The sequence below is a fragment of the Amycolatopsis silviterrae genome (genome assembly GCF_042684085.1).
In the GTDB taxonomy this organism is placed as follows: domain Bacteria; phylum Actinomycetota; class Actinomycetes; order Mycobacteriales; family Pseudonocardiaceae; genus Amycolatopsis; species Amycolatopsis silviterrae.
The window spans coordinates 286,186-305,309 of sequence record NZ_JBHUKS010000027.1 but is presented as its reverse complement, the minus strand read 5'-3'; the positions used below and the strand labels follow the sequence as shown (position 1 = coordinate 305,309).

Below are 19,124 nucleotides of genomic sequence, written 5' to 3'. Positions count from 1 at the left end.
CGCCGGTCGTTCGAGGCGGCGGGCCGGCGGCGGGCGCTGGGGGCGGGGAAGGCGGACGCGCAGGGGAGATCGGCAGTGACGGCGGTCGTGGCAGTGCATGTCCCGCGCCGGACGGCTCTGGACGTCGTTTTCGTCCACGGGCTGGACGGCGATGCCCGCGCGTCGTGGCGCTCCGGCGGCGACGGCACCTTCTGGCCGCGGTGGCTGGCCGCTGACCTGGCTGGCGTGGCGGTCTGGACCGTCGGGTGCGAGGCGTGGTCCAGCGGATGGCGCGGCCCGTCGAAAGCGATGCCGGACCACGCGGTCGACCTCATGGCCCAGCTGCGGAACGCCGGCCTCGGCGAGCGTCCGATGTGCTTCGTCGCGCACAGCGTGGGCGGCCTGCTGGTGAAGGAAATCCTGGTGCACGCCGCCGAAAGCCGAGCCGATTTCGCGTGTTTCGCGGAGGCCGCGAAAGGCGTCGTCTTCCTGGGCACGCCGCACACCGGCGCCGGGCTTGCGCGGGCGGTGGACGCGCTGGGCGTGCTGTACCGGGGCACTCCGGCGGTCGAGGACCTGCGGCGCGACCTCGACCACCTGCGGCAGCTCACCGGCCGCTACCGGGATTGGGCGGACGAGTCCGGGATCGCCGCCCAGGCGTTCTTCGAAACCCGCCTGACCCGCCGGGTCCGGGTGGTGGACGAGACCGCGGCCGATCCGGGGCTGCCGGGCGTCCGGCCGGTTCCGGCGGAGGCCGACCACGTCGGCCTCGGCAAACCGGAGAACCGCGGTTCGGTCGTCTACGGGCAGGTCAAGCGGTTCATCCTCGGCCTGCTGCCCGGGCCGGGCAACGGCGAACCGCGCGCGCAGGCCGCGGTGCACCGGACGATTCTGGTCGCCGATGTCGAAGGGTTCAGCGACCGGAGCCGGACGAACCGGCACCAGCTGTCCGTCCGGGACGCGATGTACCAGACGCTGCGGCGGGCGTTCCGGGAAGCGGGCATCCCGTGGGAGGCCTGCTACCACGAGGACCGCGGCGACGGGGTGCTGGTGCTCGCCCCGCCGGAGGTGCCGAAGGCGGTGTTCACCGAATCGCTGCCCGGCGCGATCGTCGAGACGCTGGAGGTGCACAACCGGGTCGCCGCCGAGGCGGAGCGGATCCGGCTGCGGCTGGCCGTGCACGCAGGCGAGGTCCACTACGACAAGCACGGCGTGACGTCGAACGCGGTGGTGCTGGCGTTCCGGCTGGTCGATACGCCGGGGCTGAAGGCCGCGCTGGCCGCGTCGTCCAGTGTGCTCGCGATGATGGTCTCGACGTGGTTCTTCGACGAGGTCGTGCGGCACAGCCAGGCCAGCCGCCCGGAGACCTGCCGTCCTTTCCCGGTGTCGCTCAAGGGAAGCCACACGACCGGCTGGGCGAGCCTGCCCGGAGATCCCTGGCCCGCCGACCCGGCCTACTCGCGCGGCTACCGCGAAGCTCCCGCCGTCGCCGATTCCCCCGCCGAGCGGGCCGTCGCTTACGCCTCGCCGCGCGCCGACCGGGACGGCCGCCCGGCGAAACGCACGCTGCCGCGCGACGCTCCCGCGTTCACCGGCCGGACCGCGGAACTGGAGAACGTGCTCCGGGAGATCACCGACGCGGTGCACACCGGCCGCATGGTCGCCATCCACGCGATCGACGGCATGGCCGGAGTCGGGAAAACCGCGCTCGCCGTGCACGCGGGCCACCTGCTCGCCGAACGGTTCCCCGACGCACAGCTGTTCCTCCGCCTGCACGGGCACACCCCGGGAGAACGGTCGGTGGAACCGGCGGACGCGCTCGCGTCGCTGCTGGCGATGATCGGCGTGACCGCACAGCAGATGCCGGCCGGTCTCGACGCCCGGGCCGCGCTGTGGCGGGACTGGCTGGCGGACAAGCGGACGCTGCTGATCCTGGACGACGCGTTGAGCCACCAGCAGGTCGAACCGCTGCTTCCGGCGGCGAACGGCTCGCTGGTGATCATCACCAGCCGCCGCCGGCTTTCCGCGCTCGACGGGGCGGTTTCGCTGGCGCTGGACGTGCTGCCCGCCGAGGAGGCGGCGGCGCTGTTCGTGCGGCTGTCCGGGCGGCCGATCCGGCCGGAGGAGGGCGAGGCGGTCGATCGGGTGGTGCGTCTGTGCGGCTGGCTGCCGCTGGCGGTGACCCTGCTGGCGGGGCGGCTCCGCAGCCGTCCACAGTGGACGGTGAAGGACCTGGCGGACGAACTGGGCTCGACGCACGACCGGCTCGGCCGGCTGCGCGCGGAGGACATCGAGGTGGCCGCCGCCTTCGATCTGTCCTATCGCGAGCTCGGCCCCGGCCAGCAGCGGTTCTTCCGCCGCATCGGCCTGCACCCCGGCCCGGAACTGGACGCGCACGCGACCGCGGCGATGGCGGACATCCCGGTGGCCGAGGCCGGTGCGCACCTCGGCGCGCTCTACGACGACCACATGCTCGAAGAACCGGCGTTCGACCGGTACCGGATGCACGACCTGATCCGCGAGTTCTCCCGCAACCTCAGCCACGACGACGACCAGCGGGAGGCCGAACGGGCGGTCGGCAGGCTGTTCGACTACTACTGCGCCACCGCCGCCGACGCGGCCTTGCACATCGCCAAGGACGTCACCACCGACGGGCTCCGCGAAACCCACCCGCTCCGTCGCCCGGCAGCGGGCACCCGGGTGGCGAGCAGCATCGAGGCGTGGCGGTGGATGCGCGTCGAGACGGTGAACCTGCTCGCCTGCGCCGACCACGCCGTCCGGCACGGCTGGCATCAGCAGGTCGTCGACCTTTCCGCGTGCCTGGCCAAATTCCTCTACATCGCCGGGCCGTGGGACCGGGCGCTGCGGCTGCATCAGTCCGCGGTGCGGGCGGCGGAGCACACCAGCGACGAGGCGGCGCGGGCGCATGCCTTGAACCACTTGGGGAACGTGCAGCTGCGCATGGGCGACTACGCGTCCGCCACCTCGTCGCACACCGCCGCGCTGGAGAGCTACACCGCGCTCCGGGACGAGGCCGGGCAGGCGGCCGCGCTCGCCCGGCTCGGTTCGGCCCGGCGGTGTCTCGACGACTATCCCGGCGCCGCCGACGCCTTCCAGCGCGCGCTCGCGATGGCGATGAAACTCGGGGACCGCAGCGGGGAAGCGCACGTCCGCAACGAACTCGGCATTCTGTACCTGGTCGACGGCGACTACCGGGCCGCGGTCGATTCGCACGAGCACGCGCTGAGCATTTACGAGGAGCTGGACGATCCGCTCGGGCAGGCGGACGCCTGGAACGAGCTGGGCGTCGCGCGGCGGGCGATCGGCGATTTCCCGGGCGCGGTCGACGCGAACACCCGCGCGGTCGGCGGTTTCCGCAGGCTCGGCGACGGTTTCCACGAATCGTTCGCGCTGAACAGTCTCGCCGTGGCCTGGCGGATGACCGGCGAGTACCGGAAAGCGGTCGAGGCGCACAACGAGGCACTGGCCATTTCCCGCGCGCTGCGCGACCGGCTGGGCGAAGGGGTCGGGCTCAACGAACTCGGTGCGGCGCTGCGGCTTCTCGGGGAACTCGAAGCCGCGGAGAAGTGCCACGCCCAGGCTTTGGACATCTTCGCGGAGCTGGGCAACCAGCTCGGCAAAGCCGAGACGCTGAACAACATGGGCGCGTTGCTGCTGGAGACCGGGCAAGCGGAGGAGGCGGACGCGCGGTACCGGAGCGCGCTGCCGCTGGCCCGCGAGGTGAAGAGCCCGCTGGGCGAGGCGCAGGCCTTGGCCGGGCTCGGCCGGTGCGCGGTTTCCCGCGGCGATCGGGATGCTGCGCGCGAGTTTTTGCGTGCCGCGCTGGAGATTTTCGACCGGATCGGGTCCTGGGAAGCGGATTCCGTCCGGGACGATCTCCGGTCGTTGTAGTTTCGCCTTGACCTCAACCCGAGTTGAGCTGCCAGCCTGGTTTTCGTGACCGCGCACGGCCTGATCAACACCACCGAGATGTACCTCAAAGCGGCGTACGAGCTGGAGGAGGACGGCGTCGTCGCGCGGCGGGCGCGGATCGCGGACCGGCTCGGGCAAAGCGCGCCCACGGTGAGCCAGACGGTCGCCCGGCTGGAACGGGACGGGCTCCTCGAACTCGACGCGGACCGCCAGCTGGCGCTGTCCCCGGAAGGACGGCGGCTCGCGGTGCGGGTGATGGCCAAGCACCGGCTGGCGGAAGTGCTGCTGTACCAGGTGATCGGGCTGGAGTGGGAGGAGCTGCACGTCGAGGCCTGCCGGTGGGAGCACGTCATGTCGGCCGCCGTGGCACGCCGGATTTTCGAGGTGTGCGGCGGTCCTCGTCAGTGTCCACACGGGACTCCGATCCCCGGCCTCGCCGAATTCGGGATCGCCGCCGCGCCCGCGCCGGTTCCGCGCGGGACGCGGACGCTGACCGAGGCGGTCCGGGCGGGGCGCCGTTCGGCCCGGCTGTACCGGATCAGCGAGCGGATTCAGGACGACGTCGGGTTTCTCCGGGAGTTGCGGGACGCTGGGGTGCTGCCGGGGACGGAGGTGCGGCTGGCGGAGGAGGCGGATCGCGGGGTGCGCGTGGCGGGTTCGGCCGGTTCGGTCGTGCTGGACGAGCGGCGGGCCTCGATGGTGGTGGTGTGCGGAAATCCAGTGGAGCCGGCGGATGCCGGCGTGGTGCGATATCCGGGTGGACGAGTGGGAACTGAAGAACGAGGCACGGCGGGAGACAGTCCTGGCACTGCCGGCTGTTCCCGTGCGCCATCACGCGCGGATCGTGCCGCCGCAGCAGGGGGATGTGTGGGTTTCCGCGTCGATCGGCCCGTCCGGTGAGCTGATGACGTTGTGGTCGGCCGAGGCGGACCAGCGGGCCCTGACGCCGGTCACGAGCGCGCAGGGGGCGAGTTTCCCGGATGCGCGAGCGTCGCGTCCGACGGCGGCGCGGGTGACTGTGCACTCGCCGGAGATGGCGGTCGTCGCGTGGATTCCGCATCTCCGGCTCGCGCATCCGACGGTGCAGCCGTTGCCGGACGGCCGCGTGCTCGCCGTCGGAGCCCGGTGCGAATGGCGTCCGGAAGGGGCGGACCGCAACGCGATCGTCTACAGCTCCACGGGCGAGGTACTGGCCGAACAGACCTTCGGGGACGCGATCGGGCACGTGCAGACCACCCGGAACGGAGAGATCTGGGTCGGCTACTTCGACGAAGGAATCTTCGGCGCCTACGGCTGGGGCGAGGAGGACAGCGCGCCGCCGATCGGCGAGCGAGGGCTGCTCCGGTTTTCCGCCGGGCTGGCCTTGGAGTGGCAGTATCCCGAGCTGGCCGAGGAGGTGTGGGGGCACCTCTCCGATTGCTACGCGCTCAACGTCGACGGCGACACCGCGTGGACGTGTTCCTTCGGCGATTTCCCGGTTCTCCGGATCCGCGACGGCGGCGTGACCGGGTGGTACAACGACGTCCGGGGAGCCGGGGCTCTGCTGGTGGGGGAGCCGCGGGTCGCGTTGTACGGCGGTTACGGGCCGGACTGCGACCGGCTGGTTTCCGGGGTGCTGGAGGACGACCGGTTCCGGGTGGCTGGCGAGTATCGGCTCGTGCTGCCGGACGGGCGGGAAGTGCCGCAGACGGCGCTCGTCTTCGGGCGCGGCCCGGATCTGCACGTCCTGGTCGAGGACGACTGGTTTCGCCTCAGCCTGGACGACATCCCCGGCTGACGCCCGCCGAAAGTCAGCCACCAGAAGCGCCACCGCGGCGAGGCCGGCCCGGTCAGTGCGGGCTTGCGCCGTTCTGGTGATTGAGCGCGTAGCGGACCGCGTCGGCGCGCGAGTGGAAACCGGCTTTGGCGAAAAGGTTGTTGATGTGCGTTTTCACGGTGGCCTCGCTGATGACGAGCCGGGCCGCGATTTCCGGATTGCGCAGGCCGTCGCCGATCAGGCCGAGGATTTCCCGTTCGCGCGCGGTCAGCCCGAGGTCCGGTTCGGCGCGCGGGGCCGGTTTGGCGGCGAGCGCGAGCAGCCGCCGCTGAACCTCGGGCGAGAGCACCGCCTGGCCCTGTGCCGCGGTGCGCACGGCGTGCAGGATGGTGGTGCGATCGGCCTCTTTGGTCAGGTAGCCGCTCGCGCCCGCCTGCAGCGCGGCCAGGATCGATGCGTCGTCGTCGAAGGTGGTCAGCACGAGCACCGTGGTCTCCGGCTGCGTTTCGCGGATGCGCGCGGTCGCGCCCGCCCCGTCCAGCACCGGCATGTTGAGGTCCATCAGCACGACGTCCGGGCGGTGCTGCTGCGCGGCTTCGACGGCTTCGGCGCCGTTGGTCGCGGTCGCCACGACGTCGACGTCCTCGGCGAGGTCGAGCATGACCGCGAGCGCTTCGCGGACGGTCGCCTGGTCGTCGGCGACTACGAGGGTGATCGGGCGGTCGGGCGGTGGGGTCATCGGGGCAGCTCCAGTTCCACGGTCCAGCCGCCGTCGGCCGGTCCTGCTCGCAGGGTGCCGCCGAGCAGGGCGGCCCGTTCGCGCATGCCGACGAGCCCGACTCCGGAGCCGTCCGCCAGTTCGGCGTCGCGGGGTTCGGTCGCGGGCCCGTTGTGCACGGTCAGCCTGATCTGTTCGGCGGTGAAGGCCAGCCGGAGGTCGCGGGTCGCGCCCGGCGCGTACTTGGCCGCGTTGGTCATCGCCTCCTGCGCCGCCCGGACCACGGTGTGCGTGGTCTCCGGGCCGACCTCGCCGGCCTCGCCTTCGAGCACGAAGTCCGCGCCCCCGTTCTCCGCGAGCTGACGCAACGTCTCCGGCAACGGCAGGGTGTCCTCGCGCAGCGCGTGCACCGCGCGGCGGGTCTCGCTGATCGAGTCGACCGCGATGGCGCGCGCCTTCCGGACGGCGGCGGCTGCCTCGTCGTCGCGGCCGCTGTCGCGCAACGCGTCGGCCATGTCCAGTTGCAGCGCGATCCCGGAGAGCGAGTGACCGAGGACGTCGTGGATCTCGCGGGCGATCCGGCCTCGCTCCATGAGCGCGGCCTCGCGGGCCTCGGACTCGCGGGCGCGCTGGGCGTTGCGGATGGCGTCGAGACGGTCACGGTGCGAGATGCCGAACGCGACCGGCAGCGCCACCGTCAGCGTCCCCCACACCGGCCACTCCACGAGGTCCGGCGACAACTGCCCGAGCACCCAGGTCGTGCTGGTCGCGACGATCGCTCCGGCGGCCGCGATGGTCACCGCGGCCCGGCGGGACGCGAGCTTGATCCCGGAGGCGGACGCGGCGACGAACGGGAACATCGCCGCGAACGTGCCGTGCGCCAGCGGCATGAGCAGCGCGCTGAACAGCATGTACGCGCTCATCGCGGCGATCTGCCGGTTTTCGGCAAGGCGGGACCAGGGCAGCAGCGAGGCGACCGCGGCGAGCGCGGTGAGCACGAACAGCGGCAAGGCCAATGGCCGGTACGCGATCTGCGCGTCCGGCCATTGAACCGCGGTGCAGGCGATCGCGGTGAGGACGAGGGCGGGCTGGACCAGCTCGTCCCGGTACCGCCCGAGCTGGGCGAGGCCCCGCTGGTCCGGCGTGCTCATGGGACCAGGTTCCTCCTCGCCTGCCGGGTGTCGCCATTGGACATGTCGCGTTCGGACTGAGTGTTCCACTCCGCCGTGCGGCCGGTGAGGTTGCGCTGGATGTTGTCCAGCAGCGGCGAGGTCTTGGCGGGCGCGCCGTCGCTGCCCTGGGTCCACATAACCTGGTGTCCGGCGCGCAGTGCGCGGTAGAGCACGACCAGTCCTTCGGCGAGGATGCCGAGGCCGAGGGTGAGCAGCAGGCTGTTGGACACGCCGCCGGCGTCGTGCGGGTCGAACGCGTCGAGCGCGAGGTTCACGCCGACCTTGACCACGATGTTCGCCACCCACAACGCGACGGTGAGCGCGGTGTAGCGGACGAAGGCGGTGCCGTCGCGCCGGGTGATCCGCACGCTGGTTCCGCGCAGGATGCCGAGGACGACGCTGATCGCCGCGGTCCCGACCAGGAAGGCCATCGAAGCCGGGGTCTTCACTTCGCCGGACAGCGTGCTGAGGCCGACCACCGACAGCACCGCGGGCAGGATGAGCATCTGCTTGGCCTGCGCCGGTTCGCCGATCATCCGCCGCACCATCAGGTACGCGACCGCCGCCACGATCAGGACGATCTCCACGGGTCCGCTCATGGGTTTTTCCTGCCTTTCGCTTCCGTTCCGATGCCGAGAAAACTACGGCGGACCAGCGCCGGAGTCTTGCGGCGCGAGGGGTATCCGCGGGTGGAGAAATCCCTCCACCCGGACCCTGGATTTCTCCACCCGGGATACCTCCGGAGAGGCAAGACGGCGACCGGCCGCGACCGTAGCGTTCCCCGCGAATCCCAATGACCAAGCCAAAATCGGGGAGTACGGCATGACCAAGTTCGCCCGCTCGATGATCTTCACGCTGTTCCTGGACGTCGGCCTGCCGGTCGTCGCCTACTACGCGGCCACGCTGCTCGGCGCGAGCGCCTACGTCGCGCTGCTGGCCGGCACGGTCGTCGCGGGACTGCGGACCGTCTGGGTCGCGGTGAAGCAGCGCCGGGTCGACCTGTTCTCGACGTTCCTGATGCTGATGTTCGGCCTTGGCCTCGGGCTGAGCTTCCTCACCGGCGACCCGCGGTTCCTGCTGGCGAAGGAATCGGTGACCACCTTCTGCGCCGGCGCGGCCCTAGTCGGCAGCTGCGTGCTTCACCGTCCTCTCGCGTACTACGCGGCTCGGCGCTTCGCGCAGTCGGCGGGCGGTGCACAGCTGCGTGAATTCGAGGCCTCGGCGCAAAATCCGGCTCTGCGCCGCCGGTGGTACCAGATCTCCCTGGTGTGGGGAGCCGGGCTGATCGCCGACTCGGTGCTCCGCATCGTGGGCGTGTACACCCTGCCGTTCGACAAGGCGGCGACCTGGTCACAGGTGCTGCTGATCGTCGCCTTCGCCGGGCTGATCGGGTGGACTCTGCGGACCAAGCGGCGTGCCGAACAGCGGCGGCAGGAAGCCCAGCATCAGAGCTGACCAGGTCAGGTGCGTGAGGATCGGTGCCTGCAGCCCGCCGGAGCGGCGGCGCTGCAGCGTGAAAAGCGTCCCCATGGTCGCGGACGCCAGCACCAGCGCCGGGTTACGCGTCGCGGTCGTCGACAGCACGTACGCCGCTGTCGACCCGCGCGCGCCGAACGCGTCGTAAAGCGCGCCACGGAAGAAAACTTCTTCCGCCGCACCGGTGACGAGCGCAGTCGTCACCACGGTGGGCGTCGAGCCGTGGCTGAGTACGCCGGTGATCGCGCGGCGCAACACCGGGATGCGGCGGGCGACCAGCGCGCAGCCGTAGAACACCCCGAACGCCCCCGCGCCCGCGAGCACCGGCTGCACGACGTCCGGACGACCGCGCGGCACCGGTCCGGCCGCTCGCGCACCGGCGAACCAGGTCGCCGCGACCGTCCCGGCCAGGACGCGGAACCGGCGGGACCCGGGTTCGCTGGCCAGCGACGCGCCCAGCAGCCCGGAGCCCGCCGCGGTCACCGCCGCGAGGAACCCCTTCACCTGGTCCGCCGCTGTTTCGCTCGTTCGCCCAGCGCTTGCAGCACGGCCTCGTCGTAGCCCATCGGCTCGAACTCGACGATCCGGCGGATCGCGTCGTCGCGGACCACGACCTCGTTGCCCATCGAGTCGATCAGCGCGCGCCCGGTCGTGGCGTCGATGTCGGTGACCAGCGAAAGCCAGTAGGACGACAGCCGGGGCGAGAGCAGCGGGACCGGCACGATCACCAGCAATCTGCCCTCGATCGCCGCGACGCGCTGCAGCATGTCGCGGTAGGTCAGCACCTCGGGGCCGCCGAGGTCAAAGGTCCGGCCCTCGGTCTCCGGGTGCTCCAGCACCCCGGCGAGGTAGCGGACGACGTCGGCGAGCGCGATCGGCTGGGTGCGCGTGCCGACCCAGCGCGGGGTGATCATCGCGGGCAGATGCTCGACGAGCTGGCGGGTCAGCTCCCACGACGTCCCGCCGTGCCCGATGACGATCCCCGCGCGCAGCACGGTCACCGGCACCCCGGTCTCCGCCAGCAGCCGTTCGACTTCGCGCCTGCTGGCCAGGTGCTCCGACAGCGAGTCGGCGTCGTCGCCGAGCCCGCCGAGGTACACGATCCGGCGTACGCCCGCTTCTGCTGCGGCACGGGCGAACCCGCGGGCCGCGTTGGCGTCGCGTTGCTGGAAGTCCGTGCTGTCGAGGGAATGCACGAGGTAGTAGGCGGCTTCGACGTTCTTGAGGGCGTCCCGGAGCGAACCGATGTCGGCGACGTCGCCGTGGATCGGCTCGCCGGAGCCGCGGTATTTCGCGGGGTGACGGGTCATGGCGAGCACCTCGTGTCCCGCTTCGGCCAGCACCGGGCACAACCTGCTGCCGACAAACCCCGAAGCCCCGGCGACGAGTACGCGCATGCTTGCGACCGTAGCCGCGCAGACCCCAGCTCGCAGACCCTTCACGCGCGATCCGGAGGTCCGTGAAGGACTCCTTGAGGGAATCTACTTCCCATGCCAGGGACTTAAGCCGGGTGGCCTCGGCTTGCTGACCGTCCATAATGGACGCAAATGTCAGCGAAATGCCCGATTAATGTGAGTATGACCGTTTCTTCAAGTCTGCGAGGGGAACCCTGGGGGAATCAGAGTCCGTCAGGGTTCCCCTCACGGACGACCAAACCCCGCGCCAGCCGGCCCGCCAAGGGCGGCACCGGCCCTGGCCAGCCCCTGCGACCGCAAGACGAGCCTCAACGGCACTCGCAAGCGCCCGCCTTGAGTCCCTGGCATTGGAATCAGATTCCCTCAGGGGTCCCCTCGCAGACGACACGCCCAGTTCCCGCCGCCCGCGTCGCCCCGATGCAAGCCAGCGGTCCGCCGGCCGCTTCGGCCTGGGCGAACACGCCTCAGCCGCACCCACAACGCCGCCTTAAATTCCTGGCAATGGAATCTAGTTCCTTCAAGGAGTCCTTCACGGACTTTTGCGGGAGCGGTCCTCCATGAGCTTGCCCATCAGCTGCGCGAGCGCCTCGTCCAGCTGGCCGCTGAGCCGACCGCCGAGCCGGGCGCCCAGTTCCGCGTCGACGGCCGCCGCGAGCGAACCCATCTCGGACAGCAGCGATTCCCCCTTCCCGGTGACGGTGAGGAGGTGCTTGCGCCGGTTGGCCGGGTCCCGCCGCCGTTCGAGGAGGCCGCGCTGCTCCAGCTGGTCCGCCAGCCGGACGACCAGGCTGGGGCTCACCCGCATGAGCCGGGCGATGTCGTCCTGGGTCCGGGTGAAGCCTTGCTCGACCATGGCGAGCGCCCCGAGGTGTTTGGGGGTCAGCCCGGTCTCGCGCAGGTGCGCGGCGAAATCGTTCGCCAGGTCGGTGCCGAGCACCATGAGCCGGAACGCCGCGGTCCCGGGCAAGGAGCTGTCGGTCGCCACACCGGTACTCTATCATCCGTGCACAGTTCAATCTGTAAATAGTTGAGGAGTGCGATGATCGTGCTGGTGGTGGCCAATGCCGTGCTCGCGGTGGTCAGCGTCGTTTTCGCGGTGGTAGGGGCAGTGCGGCCGGCGGCGCTGAGCCACAGCGCGGCACCGACGAGCGGCGAGAAGTTCTACAGCTGGATGTACGCGGTCAGAGCCGTGCCGCTGGGCTGCGCGGCCGCGGTCGTGCCGCTGATCTGGTCTGGACCAGTCTGTGCGGTGGTGCTGATCGCGGCCGCGGTGGCGCAGGCGGGCGACGTCGGCATCGGGGTGTTCCGCGGGGAACGCGGCATGGTCGCGGGAAGCTCGGTCGTGGGTGTGGTGCATGTGGTCACCGCGGTCGCGTTGTGGTGAGCGTTGCCGCGGTGCCGATCGCTCGCTTTCCGTCTCTGCCCTGAGAAAACTTCGGGGCGTCCGGCTTCGTGACAAGTCACAGTCAGCCGCCTCGATCTTCTCGTTTTCCCCCATGACGCGGGAGCCGCCCCTGCTTAGCATTGCCGGGGTACGGCACTCGGGGGACCGAGCGAGATCGAAGGGGATTTCGAGATGACCAACGCCGCAGACGTCGTTCGCCTGGATCCGTCGGACCCGGTCTTCGCCGCCGACCGCCACGCGGCCTACCGCCGCCTGCGGAACGACTCCCCGGTCGCCCGCACGGTCGTCAACGGGCAGGATTCCTGGCTCCTCACCGGCTACGCCGACGTCGAGAAGGTCCTCAAGTCCCCGGCCAACGCCGTGCAGCCGTGTCCCGGCGAGTTCCCCGCGCACATCGGCGACGGGCCCGCGGCGGAGTTCTACCGGTTCTCCCTCCCGAACGTCGACGCGCCCGCGCACACCCGGCTGCGCAAGCTCGCGTCGCCCGCGTTCCAGCCGCGTTCGGTCAACCGGATGCGGGCGTGGGTCGAGGAGATCGTCGTCGGCGGCCTTGACGAGCTGGCCGGCCGTGACGGCGTGGTGGACTTCGTGCGGGAGTACGCGATGAAAATCCCGGCGCTGATCGCGTGCCGGCTGCTGCACGCGCCGCCGGAGGACGCCGGAACGGTCCTGGAGCGCATGCCCGGCCTCAACGCCGTCCTCAGCCAGGGGGACATCACCGCGGAACAGCTCGCGGAGGCCGACGCGACCGCGCAGTTCTATTTCGACTACATCGGCGACATCGTCGATACGCTGCGCGGCAAGCTCGGCGAGGACGACCCGGTCGGCGCGCTTTTGCTCGCGGAAGCGGACGGAGAGCGACTTTCGAGGACGGAACTGGTCGTGACCCTGGTCGGATTCTTCGTGGCCAGCTACCACACGACGATGGTCGCGATGACGAACGCGGTCTACGCGCTGGCGAGCGGCAAGGACCAGTTCCGCTCGCTGGCCGAAGACCCGTCGCTCGCGAGGGCGGCGTGGGAGGAGAACCTGCGGTTCGAGGCCCCGGTGCATTTCGTCTGGCGCTACGCGGGAGCCGGCCTGGAACTGTCCGGCACGCCGATCCCCGAAGGCGAGCATCTGCTTCTCGGGCTGGCGGCCGCGAACCGCGATCCGGCGCGGTTCGAACGACCCGACGCGTTCGACCTGAGGCGCCCCGACAACCGGCATCTTTCGTTCACCGCGGGCGGGCACTTCTGCCTCGGCGCGCCACTGTCCCGGTTGGAGGGAGAGATCCTGCTGCGCGAGCTGCCGCGGCGGCTTCCCGGCCTGGAGCTGTGCGACGACGCGCCGCCGCGCACGACGGACCTGACCTTCGCCATGATTTCCCGGCTCGACATCGCGCCCCGGGGCCGGTGATGGCGGGCCGGTGGGGTCCCGGCGGCGCGGACTGCGCGGTCGCGATCACGTTCGACCATCTCGGCGAGGCAGCCGAGATCCAGCTCGGCTCGGTCCCGCCGGACGCGCCGACCGGACAGCATCACAGCGTGACGCGAGAACTCCCCGCGTTGCTGACGATGCTGGCCGCGCATGCGTACTCCGCGACTTTCTTCGTGGAGGCATGGAATTTCCGGCACTATCCGCACGCGGTGCGCGCGATCGCCGAGGCGGGGCACGAGGTCGGCTGGCACGGCTGGCTGCACGAGCCGTGGCACCGGTCGACGGCGGAGGAGATCGAGGAGTCGCTCCGGCTGAGCCTGGACGCCTTCGCCGCGCTCGGCATCCGGCCGCGCGGCGCGAGGCCGCCGGCGGGACTTCTCGGACCGCACTCGATCGACCTCCTCGCCGAGCACGGTTTCGACTACGTCTCGCTCGCCGGAACGGCCTTCGGGACCACGGTCGGCAGCACGGCGAGGCTGCCGCTGCTGCCGTATCCCTGGCACGCGGTCGACGGCGCCTACTACGTTCCCGGTTTCACCCGGCTCCGCGTGCCGCCGGGCGACGAGCCGGTCGGCCCGGACGGGCTGCTCGACGGGTACGCGGCGATCGTGGACGACACGGCGGCCGCCGGCGGGTGCGTCGGCCTGATTTTCCACGTGCCGTGGCAGGACCGCCCGGAGCGGGTCGAGGCGATCGGCGCCCTGGTGGACCGGCTGGCCGCGGACGAGCGCGTCTGGCTCGCCCGGGCCGACGAGATCGCGGACTGGGTCCGGGACCGTCCGGCGGACTTCCCCGCCGCGCCGCACGCCGACCGGGCGCCGGCATGGTGAGCGAGGCGCCCCGGCCGCGGTTGTCGGCGGTGCCCGGGCCCGCGGAGCGAGACCGGTTCTGGGCGTCGGTCGAGGAGCTGCTGGACGAGCTGGCGCGCGGGCTGGTCGCGCGGATCCGCGCCGAACTGCCGTCGTACGCGCGGCTCCCGGAGGACGAGCATTTCCGGAACGTCCGGTCTCTGTACGCGACGATGACGCGCAGCCTCGCCGACGGGGCGCCGCCGAATCCCGAAGTGCTGCAATCGATCCGCGCCTCCGCGCGGCGGCGCGCCTACTACGGCATGCCGGTGTACGACGTGCTGGCGGCTTTCCATTACGCGCACCGGGAGCTGTGGGAGGCGCTGCGCCGTTCGGACCTCGCCACCGAGTCGCTGCTGGTCGAGCTGGTCGGGACGATGGCGCACTGGTCGCAGGCGATGAGCCAGGCGGTGGTGGACGCTTACGTGGCTCAGCAGGGCGGCCGGGAGCAGCACGAACGGGAGACGCGGGCGCGGTTTTTCGACCTCCTGCACGCGGACGGGCCGAGCGAGGGCGTCGCCGACGTGCTGCGCGAACTCGCCTTCGACCCGGACGGGGAGTTCACCGTTCTCGTCGCGGGGAATCGCTCGTGGCCGCGCGAATCCGTGGACGCGCTGCAACGCGCGGGCCGGCGGATCACCGGAGTGCTGCACGTCGACGCGCGGGCGGGCCTGATGACGGTCGTGTCCCAGGGCGCGGCGGTCGACGACGTCGTCGCGCTCGCCGCCGAGGTGGGCGGCGAGGACCAGCCCCTCGGCATCGGGCTGGCCCGGCCGGGGCTGGCCGGAATCCGGCTCAGCATGGGCGACGCCGCCCGCGCGCTGCGGCTGGCCGAAGCCGGCGGCCGCGCGGCGGTCCGGTTCGAGGCCGAATGGTTCCGGGCCACGATCCCCGATCTCGTGCCGCTCATCGGCCCGCTCGTCGAGCCCGCCCGCCGGGTCGCCGCCGAGCAGCCCGACCTCGCCGACGCCGTCGTCGCGTACGCCGAGTCCGGATTCACCTTGCGGGGGACCGGGTCCGCGCTCGCTTTGCACCCGAACTCCGTCTCGTACCGCCTCTCGCGATGGCATCAGCTCACCGGCCTGGACGTGCGGTCCTTCGCCGAATTGGCGCTGTCGTTCGTGGCCGTCGCCGAAGCCAGGAGGACCACGTGAAGCTCGTCAGTTTCGGGCCGCCCGGCGCCGAGGAACCGGGGGTGCTGGTCCGGCCGGACGCGCTCCTTCCGTTGCGCGGCAGCGGGTTCGCCGGCGGGTGGAGCGAGATCCTGTCGTGCTGGCCCGCCGCCGAGCCGCTGGTGCGAGCCGCGGCCGCCCGGCCTCGCGAAGGTGATCTGGTGCCGCTGGCCGGGACGAGGCTCGGGCCGCCGGTGCCCCGTCCCGGCACGGTCGTCGCGATCGGCTTCAACTACCCCGCGCACGGCGACGAGGTGCTCGGCGCGCCGCGGCCGCCCGGCGAACCGATCGTCTTCCTGAAGCCCGCCAGCAGCGTGTGCGGTCCCGCCGACGCCATCGTCTGCCCGCCGGAGACCCGCCAGCTGGACTACGAGGTCGAGCTGGCCGTGGTGATCGGCCGCGGCGGGCAGCGGATTCCGGCCGCCGAAGCCCTGGAACACGTGGCCGGGTACATGGTCGCCAACGACGTCACGGCGCGGGACATCGCCTTCGGCGCGGGCATCGACCACCCGCTGCTGTTCCAGATCGCGCGGGCGAAGGGAGCGCCGTCGTTCTGCCCGACCGGGCCGTGGCTGGTGACCCCGGACGAGTTCGCCGCCGCAGGCGCCGGTCTGCGGCTGTGGGTCAACGGCGAGCTCCGGCAGCAGGATTCCACCGCGAGCATGGCGGTCGGGGTCGCCGGGCTGATCGAGTCGGTCAGCAGGTCGATGGCGCTGCGCCCGGGGGACATTCTGCTGACCGGCACGCCGCCCGGCTGCGGTTTTCAGCTGGACCCGCCCTGTTTCCTCGCCGACGGCGACGTCGTCGAAGCCGAGATCGACGGGCTCGGCCGCATGCGCTCGCCCGTCGTCGCGCACGCACTGCTGGAAAGGATCTGACATGCCGAAGGTGATCTTCCGCGCGCCGGACGGCGACCAGACCGTCGACGTGCCGCCCGGCACCCCGCTGATGCAAGCCGCCCTCGACGGCGACGTCGACGGGATCATCGGCGAATGCGGCGGAAACGCCATGTGCGCGACCTGCCACGTCTACGTCCCCGCCGGCATCGCGGACGACTTCCCGCCGATCACCGCGGCCGAGGACGAAATGCTGAACTGCACGACCTCCGAACGCCGTCCGGCGAGCCGGCTGAGCTGCCAGCTGCCGGCGCCGGAGCACGACGTGCTCGTCGAATTGCCGGAGGAGCAGTGAGCACGGCCGACCCGATCGTCGTCGTCGGCGCGGGCCACGCCGGCTTTCACGTGGCACTGTTCCTGCGCGACGAAGGCGTGGACACTCCGATCGTCCTGGCCGATAGCTTGGCGGGCCCGCCCGTGCAGCGCCCGCCGCTGTCGAAGGCGATGCTGCTGAACGCCGCCGAGCCGAGGCTGGCCTTCCGCAAACCGGAGTTCTACCCGGCGCGGGACATCACGCTGCTGCACGACACCGTCGTCCGGATCGACCGGAACCGCCGCCAGGCGTGCCTTGAATCCGGCCGCACGCTCGGCTATCGCGAACTGGTACTGGCCACTGGCTGCCGCCCGCGCGCCCTGACCGTGCCGGGCGCCGGCCTCCCCGGGATCCGCACCCTGCGCACCCCCGACGACGCCCGCGCCATCCGGGACGCACTGGACCAGGCCAACGACGTAGTCGTCGTCGGCGGCGGCTTTATTGGCCTGGAAACGGCCGCGGCCGCACGCACTCGTGGCTGTGCCGTCACAGTCGTGGAAAGCCTGCCCAGGCTCATGCAGCGCATCGTGTCCCCTGAAGTCTCGGCGCATTTCCGCACCCTGCACGAGACCCGGGGAGTGCACGTCCGCACCGACACGACGGTCCACGCCTTCGACGGCGACACCCACGTCCGCCAAGTGCTGCTCTCGGACGGCACCCGGCTGTCAGCCGACCTGGTGGTGCTCGGCGTCGGGGTCGCTCCCGAAACCGGGCTCGCCCGCGAATGCGGCCTCGCGGTCGGCGACGGGGTAGAGGTCGACACCGCGCTGCGCACGTCGGATCCGCTGATCTCCGCAGTGGGCGACTGTGTCTCGTTCCCGGCTGGCGACGGTACCCGCCGACGGCTCGAATCGGTGCAGAACGCCGCCGATCAGGCCCGCGTGGTCGCCGCCCGGCTGGCCGGCCGGACAGCGGCGTTCGACGCCGTGCCCTGGTTCTGGACGGAGCAGTTCTCCGCCAAACTGCAAATCGCCGGACTGCTGCCCGGGACCACCGAAACGGTCCTGTCCGGCGAAACCGCGGACGCGTTCTCGGTCCTGCATTTCCGCGACGGACGGCTCGCCGCGGTCGAATCGGTGAACCGGCCTGCCGACCACGTCGCCGCTCGTCGCCTCCTCGCCCAAGACGACAGACCCGTGGGGACTGATCTCGCGAGTGCGCTGAGCGGGCGCCCCGGAATCCTCCGGCCTGCCCCGGCGGGGTGACCGGAGGATTCCGGGAGCGCACCGCTAATCCGAGCCGACCAGCTCCGTCCGGTCCGTCTCCGCCCCGATCTTCGCGCCGACAGCGGTCAGAACCCCGCCGAGCGCGATCAGGACCAGCGGCGTGTAGACGTACGGCATGAACGAGCTGAGCCCGAGCATGTAGAAGCTGTAGAACGACGGGATCAGCAGCGACACGCTGTAGGCGACGCCGTAGCCGGAAGCGCGGATCTTGGTGGGGAACGCCTCGATCAGATACACCGTCGCGACACCGAACGGCGAGATCGCGACGACGAGGCCGACGGTGTAGAGCACCATGGCCAGCACGAAGCTGCCGCCGTTGCTCAGCAGCATCAGCATCGCGAGAAAGCTCGCCACGGACACGAGAAGCGTGGCGATCCCGGAGCAGATCAGCACCCGGCGGCGGCCGTACTTCTGCCCGAGGTGCCCGAAGGTGAGATAGCCGAGGAACAGTGCGACGTTCGAGAGCAGCAACGCCGTCGTCACCGCGCCCGGGTCCTGCTTGAGGTAGGTGATCAGCAGTCCGGAAACGGGGGAGATGATGGATTGCACGCCGAACCAGAGCCCGGTCATCAACAGCAACGCCTGGGCGAGCCGGCGGCGGATCGCCCGGTCGCGAAGGAGTTCGCGCAGCGGGGCTTTCTTCTCGGCGGCGGATTCTTTGCGCGCGGCCTCGGCCTGCCATGCCGCGGACTCGTCGACGGAGCGGTAGAAGAAGACGAAGAACACGACGCCGAGAAGGCCGCCAACGAGGAACGGGAGCCGCCAGCCCCAGGTCTGGTAGGCGGATCCGGCGGAGCCGCCGGGCAGGAAGCTCAGCAACGGCAGCGTCACGACGGAGATCGCGATGTAGCCGATCGGGTAGGCACCGGCGATGTAGGCCCCGACGATGCCCCGTTTCGCTGGCGGACAGGATTCGAGCGCCAGCGGGTTGGCGCTGGTGTACTCGCCGCCCATGAAGATGCCGCCGACGAAACGCAGCAGCAGGAGGCAGACGATGCCGCCGTAACCCCATTGCGCGTAGCCGGGCAGCGCCGCCATGAGGAAGGTCGCGACGGTGAAGCCGGCGACCGCGATCAGGGTCGCGTTGCGGCGGCCGATGCGGTCGCTGATGCCGCCGAAGACGATGGAGCCGACCGGCCGGCCGAGCAGGGTCGCGGCGAAGGTCAGGTAGAACAGGGTCGTCTCGACCGAGTCCGGGATGCCCTTCGGCTGGAAGTAGTGGATGGCCGGGGCGAGCGCGACGACAGGTAGATAGATGTCGAAGTAGTCGACGCCGAAGCCGAAGAACGCGGCGTGCGTGGCTCGTTTGGCCTGTTTCGCCGCGGGTGTCCTCGACGCTGCTGTGGCGGGCGGAACGGGCGGCGCGGGCGGGGTTCGGTCCATGACCGGATCTCCT

At 71.2% G+C, this 19,124-nt stretch carries 18 protein-coding genes; 11 read left to right on the top strand and 7 right to left on the bottom strand.

All coding sequences use genetic code 11. The annotated features are described in order from the left end of the window. The first annotated feature begins 75 nt into the window (after positions 1-75). The 3 genes from ACFSVL_RS35225 to ACFSVL_RS35215 are packed head-to-tail and all read left to right on the top strand — an operon-like array spanning position 76 to position 5,689. Positions 76-3,891, top strand: a complete 3,816-nt coding sequence (locus tag ACFSVL_RS35225; protein WP_378310580.1) for a tetratricopeptide repeat protein — start codon at positions 76-78, stop codon at positions 3,889-3,891. Between the two features lie 45 nt (positions 3,892-3,936). Continuing rightward, positions 3,937-4,812 carry a metal-dependent transcriptional regulator gene (locus ACFSVL_RS35220; RefSeq protein WP_378310578.1) on the top strand — a complete coding sequence of 292 codons (876 nt, stop codon included), beginning with the start codon at positions 3,937-3,939 and terminating at the stop codon, positions 4,810-4,812. After that, the gene (locus tag ACFSVL_RS35215) at positions 4,736-5,689 is read left to right on the top strand and encodes a hypothetical protein (protein ID WP_378310576.1); all 954 of its coding nucleotides are present in this window, start codon (positions 4,736-4,738) and stop codon (positions 5,687-5,689) included. The genes ACFSVL_RS35220 and ACFSVL_RS35215 overlap by 77 nt, the downstream gene beginning before the upstream one ends. A gap of 52 nt (positions 5,690-5,741) precedes the next feature. Here the strand turns inward: ACFSVL_RS35215 and ACFSVL_RS35210 are convergent, their stop codons facing one another. From ACFSVL_RS35210 to ACFSVL_RS35200, 3 genes are read right to left on the bottom strand one after another with little or no spacing between them, the layout of a single operon-like run. Beyond that, on the bottom strand, positions 5,742-6,407 hold the full coding sequence (locus tag ACFSVL_RS35210; RefSeq protein ID WP_378310574.1) for a response regulator: 666 nt from the start codon (positions 6,405-6,407) through the stop codon (positions 5,742-5,744). Then, on the bottom strand, positions 6,404-7,537 hold the full coding sequence (locus ACFSVL_RS35205; RefSeq protein ID WP_378310572.1) for a sensor histidine kinase: 1,134 nt from the start codon (positions 7,535-7,537) through the stop codon (positions 6,404-6,406). Before ACFSVL_RS35205 ends, ACFSVL_RS35210 begins: the two co-directional genes overlap by 4 nt. After that, positions 7,534-8,157 (bottom strand): DUF1453 domain-containing protein, encoded by a 624-nt coding sequence (locus tag ACFSVL_RS35200; protein WP_378310570.1) that lies wholly within the window; start codon positions 8,155-8,157, stop codon positions 7,534-7,536. Before ACFSVL_RS35200 ends, ACFSVL_RS35205 begins: the two co-directional genes overlap by 4 nt. 223 nt (positions 8,158-8,380) lie before the next feature. Here ACFSVL_RS35200 and ACFSVL_RS35195 point away from each other — a divergent pair, with 223 nt between their 5' ends. Next, a complete protein-coding gene (locus ACFSVL_RS35195; RefSeq protein WP_378310568.1) occupies positions 8,381-9,013 on the top strand; it encodes a VC0807 family protein in 633 nt (210 codons plus the stop codon). On the opposite strand, the gene ACFSVL_RS35190 is transcribed toward ACFSVL_RS35195, so the two are convergent. From ACFSVL_RS35190 to ACFSVL_RS35180, 3 genes are all read right to left on the bottom strand, one after another. Continuing rightward, the gene (locus ACFSVL_RS35190; RefSeq protein ID WP_378310566.1) at positions 8,909-9,538 is read right to left on the bottom strand and encodes a CPBP family intramembrane glutamic endopeptidase; all 630 of its coding nucleotides are present in this window, start codon (positions 9,536-9,538) and stop codon (positions 8,909-8,911) included. The two genes, ACFSVL_RS35195 and ACFSVL_RS35190, sit on opposite strands and share 105 nt — an antisense overlap. Continuing rightward, positions 9,535-10,431, bottom strand: a complete 897-nt coding sequence (locus tag ACFSVL_RS35185) for an NAD(P)H-binding protein (protein WP_378310564.1) — start codon at positions 10,429-10,431, stop codon at positions 9,535-9,537. The genes ACFSVL_RS35190 and ACFSVL_RS35185 overlap by 4 nt, the downstream gene beginning before the upstream one ends. A gap of 547 nt (positions 10,432-10,978) precedes the next feature. After that, positions 10,979-11,434: a MarR family winged helix-turn-helix transcriptional regulator gene (locus ACFSVL_RS35180; protein WP_378310562.1), complete on the bottom strand. Its 456-nt coding sequence runs from the start codon at positions 11,432-11,434 to the stop codon at positions 10,979-10,981. Between the two features lie 54 nt (positions 11,435-11,488). On the opposite strand from ACFSVL_RS35180, the gene ACFSVL_RS35175 reads away from it, so the two are divergent. From ACFSVL_RS35175 to ACFSVL_RS35145, 7 genes are all read left to right on the top strand, one after another. After that, the gene (locus ACFSVL_RS35175) at positions 11,489-11,833 is read left to right on the top strand and encodes a hypothetical protein (RefSeq protein ID WP_378310561.1); all 345 of its coding nucleotides are present in this window, start codon (positions 11,489-11,491) and stop codon (positions 11,831-11,833) included. A 192-nt stretch (positions 11,834-12,025) separates the two neighbouring features. Next, positions 12,026-13,252 carry a cytochrome P450 gene (locus tag ACFSVL_RS35170; protein ID WP_378310559.1) on the top strand — a complete coding sequence of 409 codons (1,227 nt, stop codon included), beginning with the start codon at positions 12,026-12,028 and terminating at the stop codon, positions 13,250-13,252. Then, entirely contained in the window at positions 13,252-14,103 is an 852-nt protein-coding gene (locus ACFSVL_RS35165; RefSeq protein ID WP_378310557.1) for a polysaccharide deacetylase family protein, read from the top strand. Before ACFSVL_RS35170 ends, ACFSVL_RS35165 begins: the two co-directional genes overlap by 1 nt. Beyond that, the gene (locus tag ACFSVL_RS35160) at positions 14,097-15,275 is read left to right on the top strand and encodes a helix-turn-helix domain-containing protein (protein ID WP_378310555.1); all 1,179 of its coding nucleotides are present in this window, start codon (positions 14,097-14,099) and stop codon (positions 15,273-15,275) included. Before ACFSVL_RS35165 ends, ACFSVL_RS35160 begins: the two co-directional genes overlap by 7 nt. After that, positions 15,272-16,171: a fumarylacetoacetate hydrolase family protein gene (locus ACFSVL_RS35155; protein ID WP_378310553.1), complete on the top strand. Its 900-nt coding sequence runs from the start codon at positions 15,272-15,274 to the stop codon at positions 16,169-16,171. The genes ACFSVL_RS35160 and ACFSVL_RS35155 overlap by 4 nt, the downstream gene beginning before the upstream one ends. A 1-nt stretch (position 16,172) precedes the next feature. After that, the gene (locus ACFSVL_RS35150; protein ID WP_378310551.1) at positions 16,173-16,484 is read left to right on the top strand and encodes a 2Fe-2S iron-sulfur cluster-binding protein; all 312 of its coding nucleotides are present in this window, start codon (positions 16,173-16,175) and stop codon (positions 16,482-16,484) included. After that, positions 16,481-17,707, top strand: a complete 1,227-nt coding sequence (locus tag ACFSVL_RS35145; RefSeq protein ID WP_378310549.1) for an NAD(P)/FAD-dependent oxidoreductase — start codon at positions 16,481-16,483, stop codon at positions 17,705-17,707. Before ACFSVL_RS35150 ends, ACFSVL_RS35145 begins: the two co-directional genes overlap by 4 nt. A 24-nt stretch (positions 17,708-17,731) precedes the next feature. Here the strand turns inward: ACFSVL_RS35145 and ACFSVL_RS35140 are convergent, their stop codons facing one another. After that, positions 17,732-19,111, bottom strand: a complete 1,380-nt coding sequence (locus tag ACFSVL_RS35140; protein WP_378310547.1) for an MFS transporter — start codon at positions 19,109-19,111, stop codon at positions 17,732-17,734. Between the last annotated feature and the right edge of the window lie 13 nt (positions 19,112-19,124).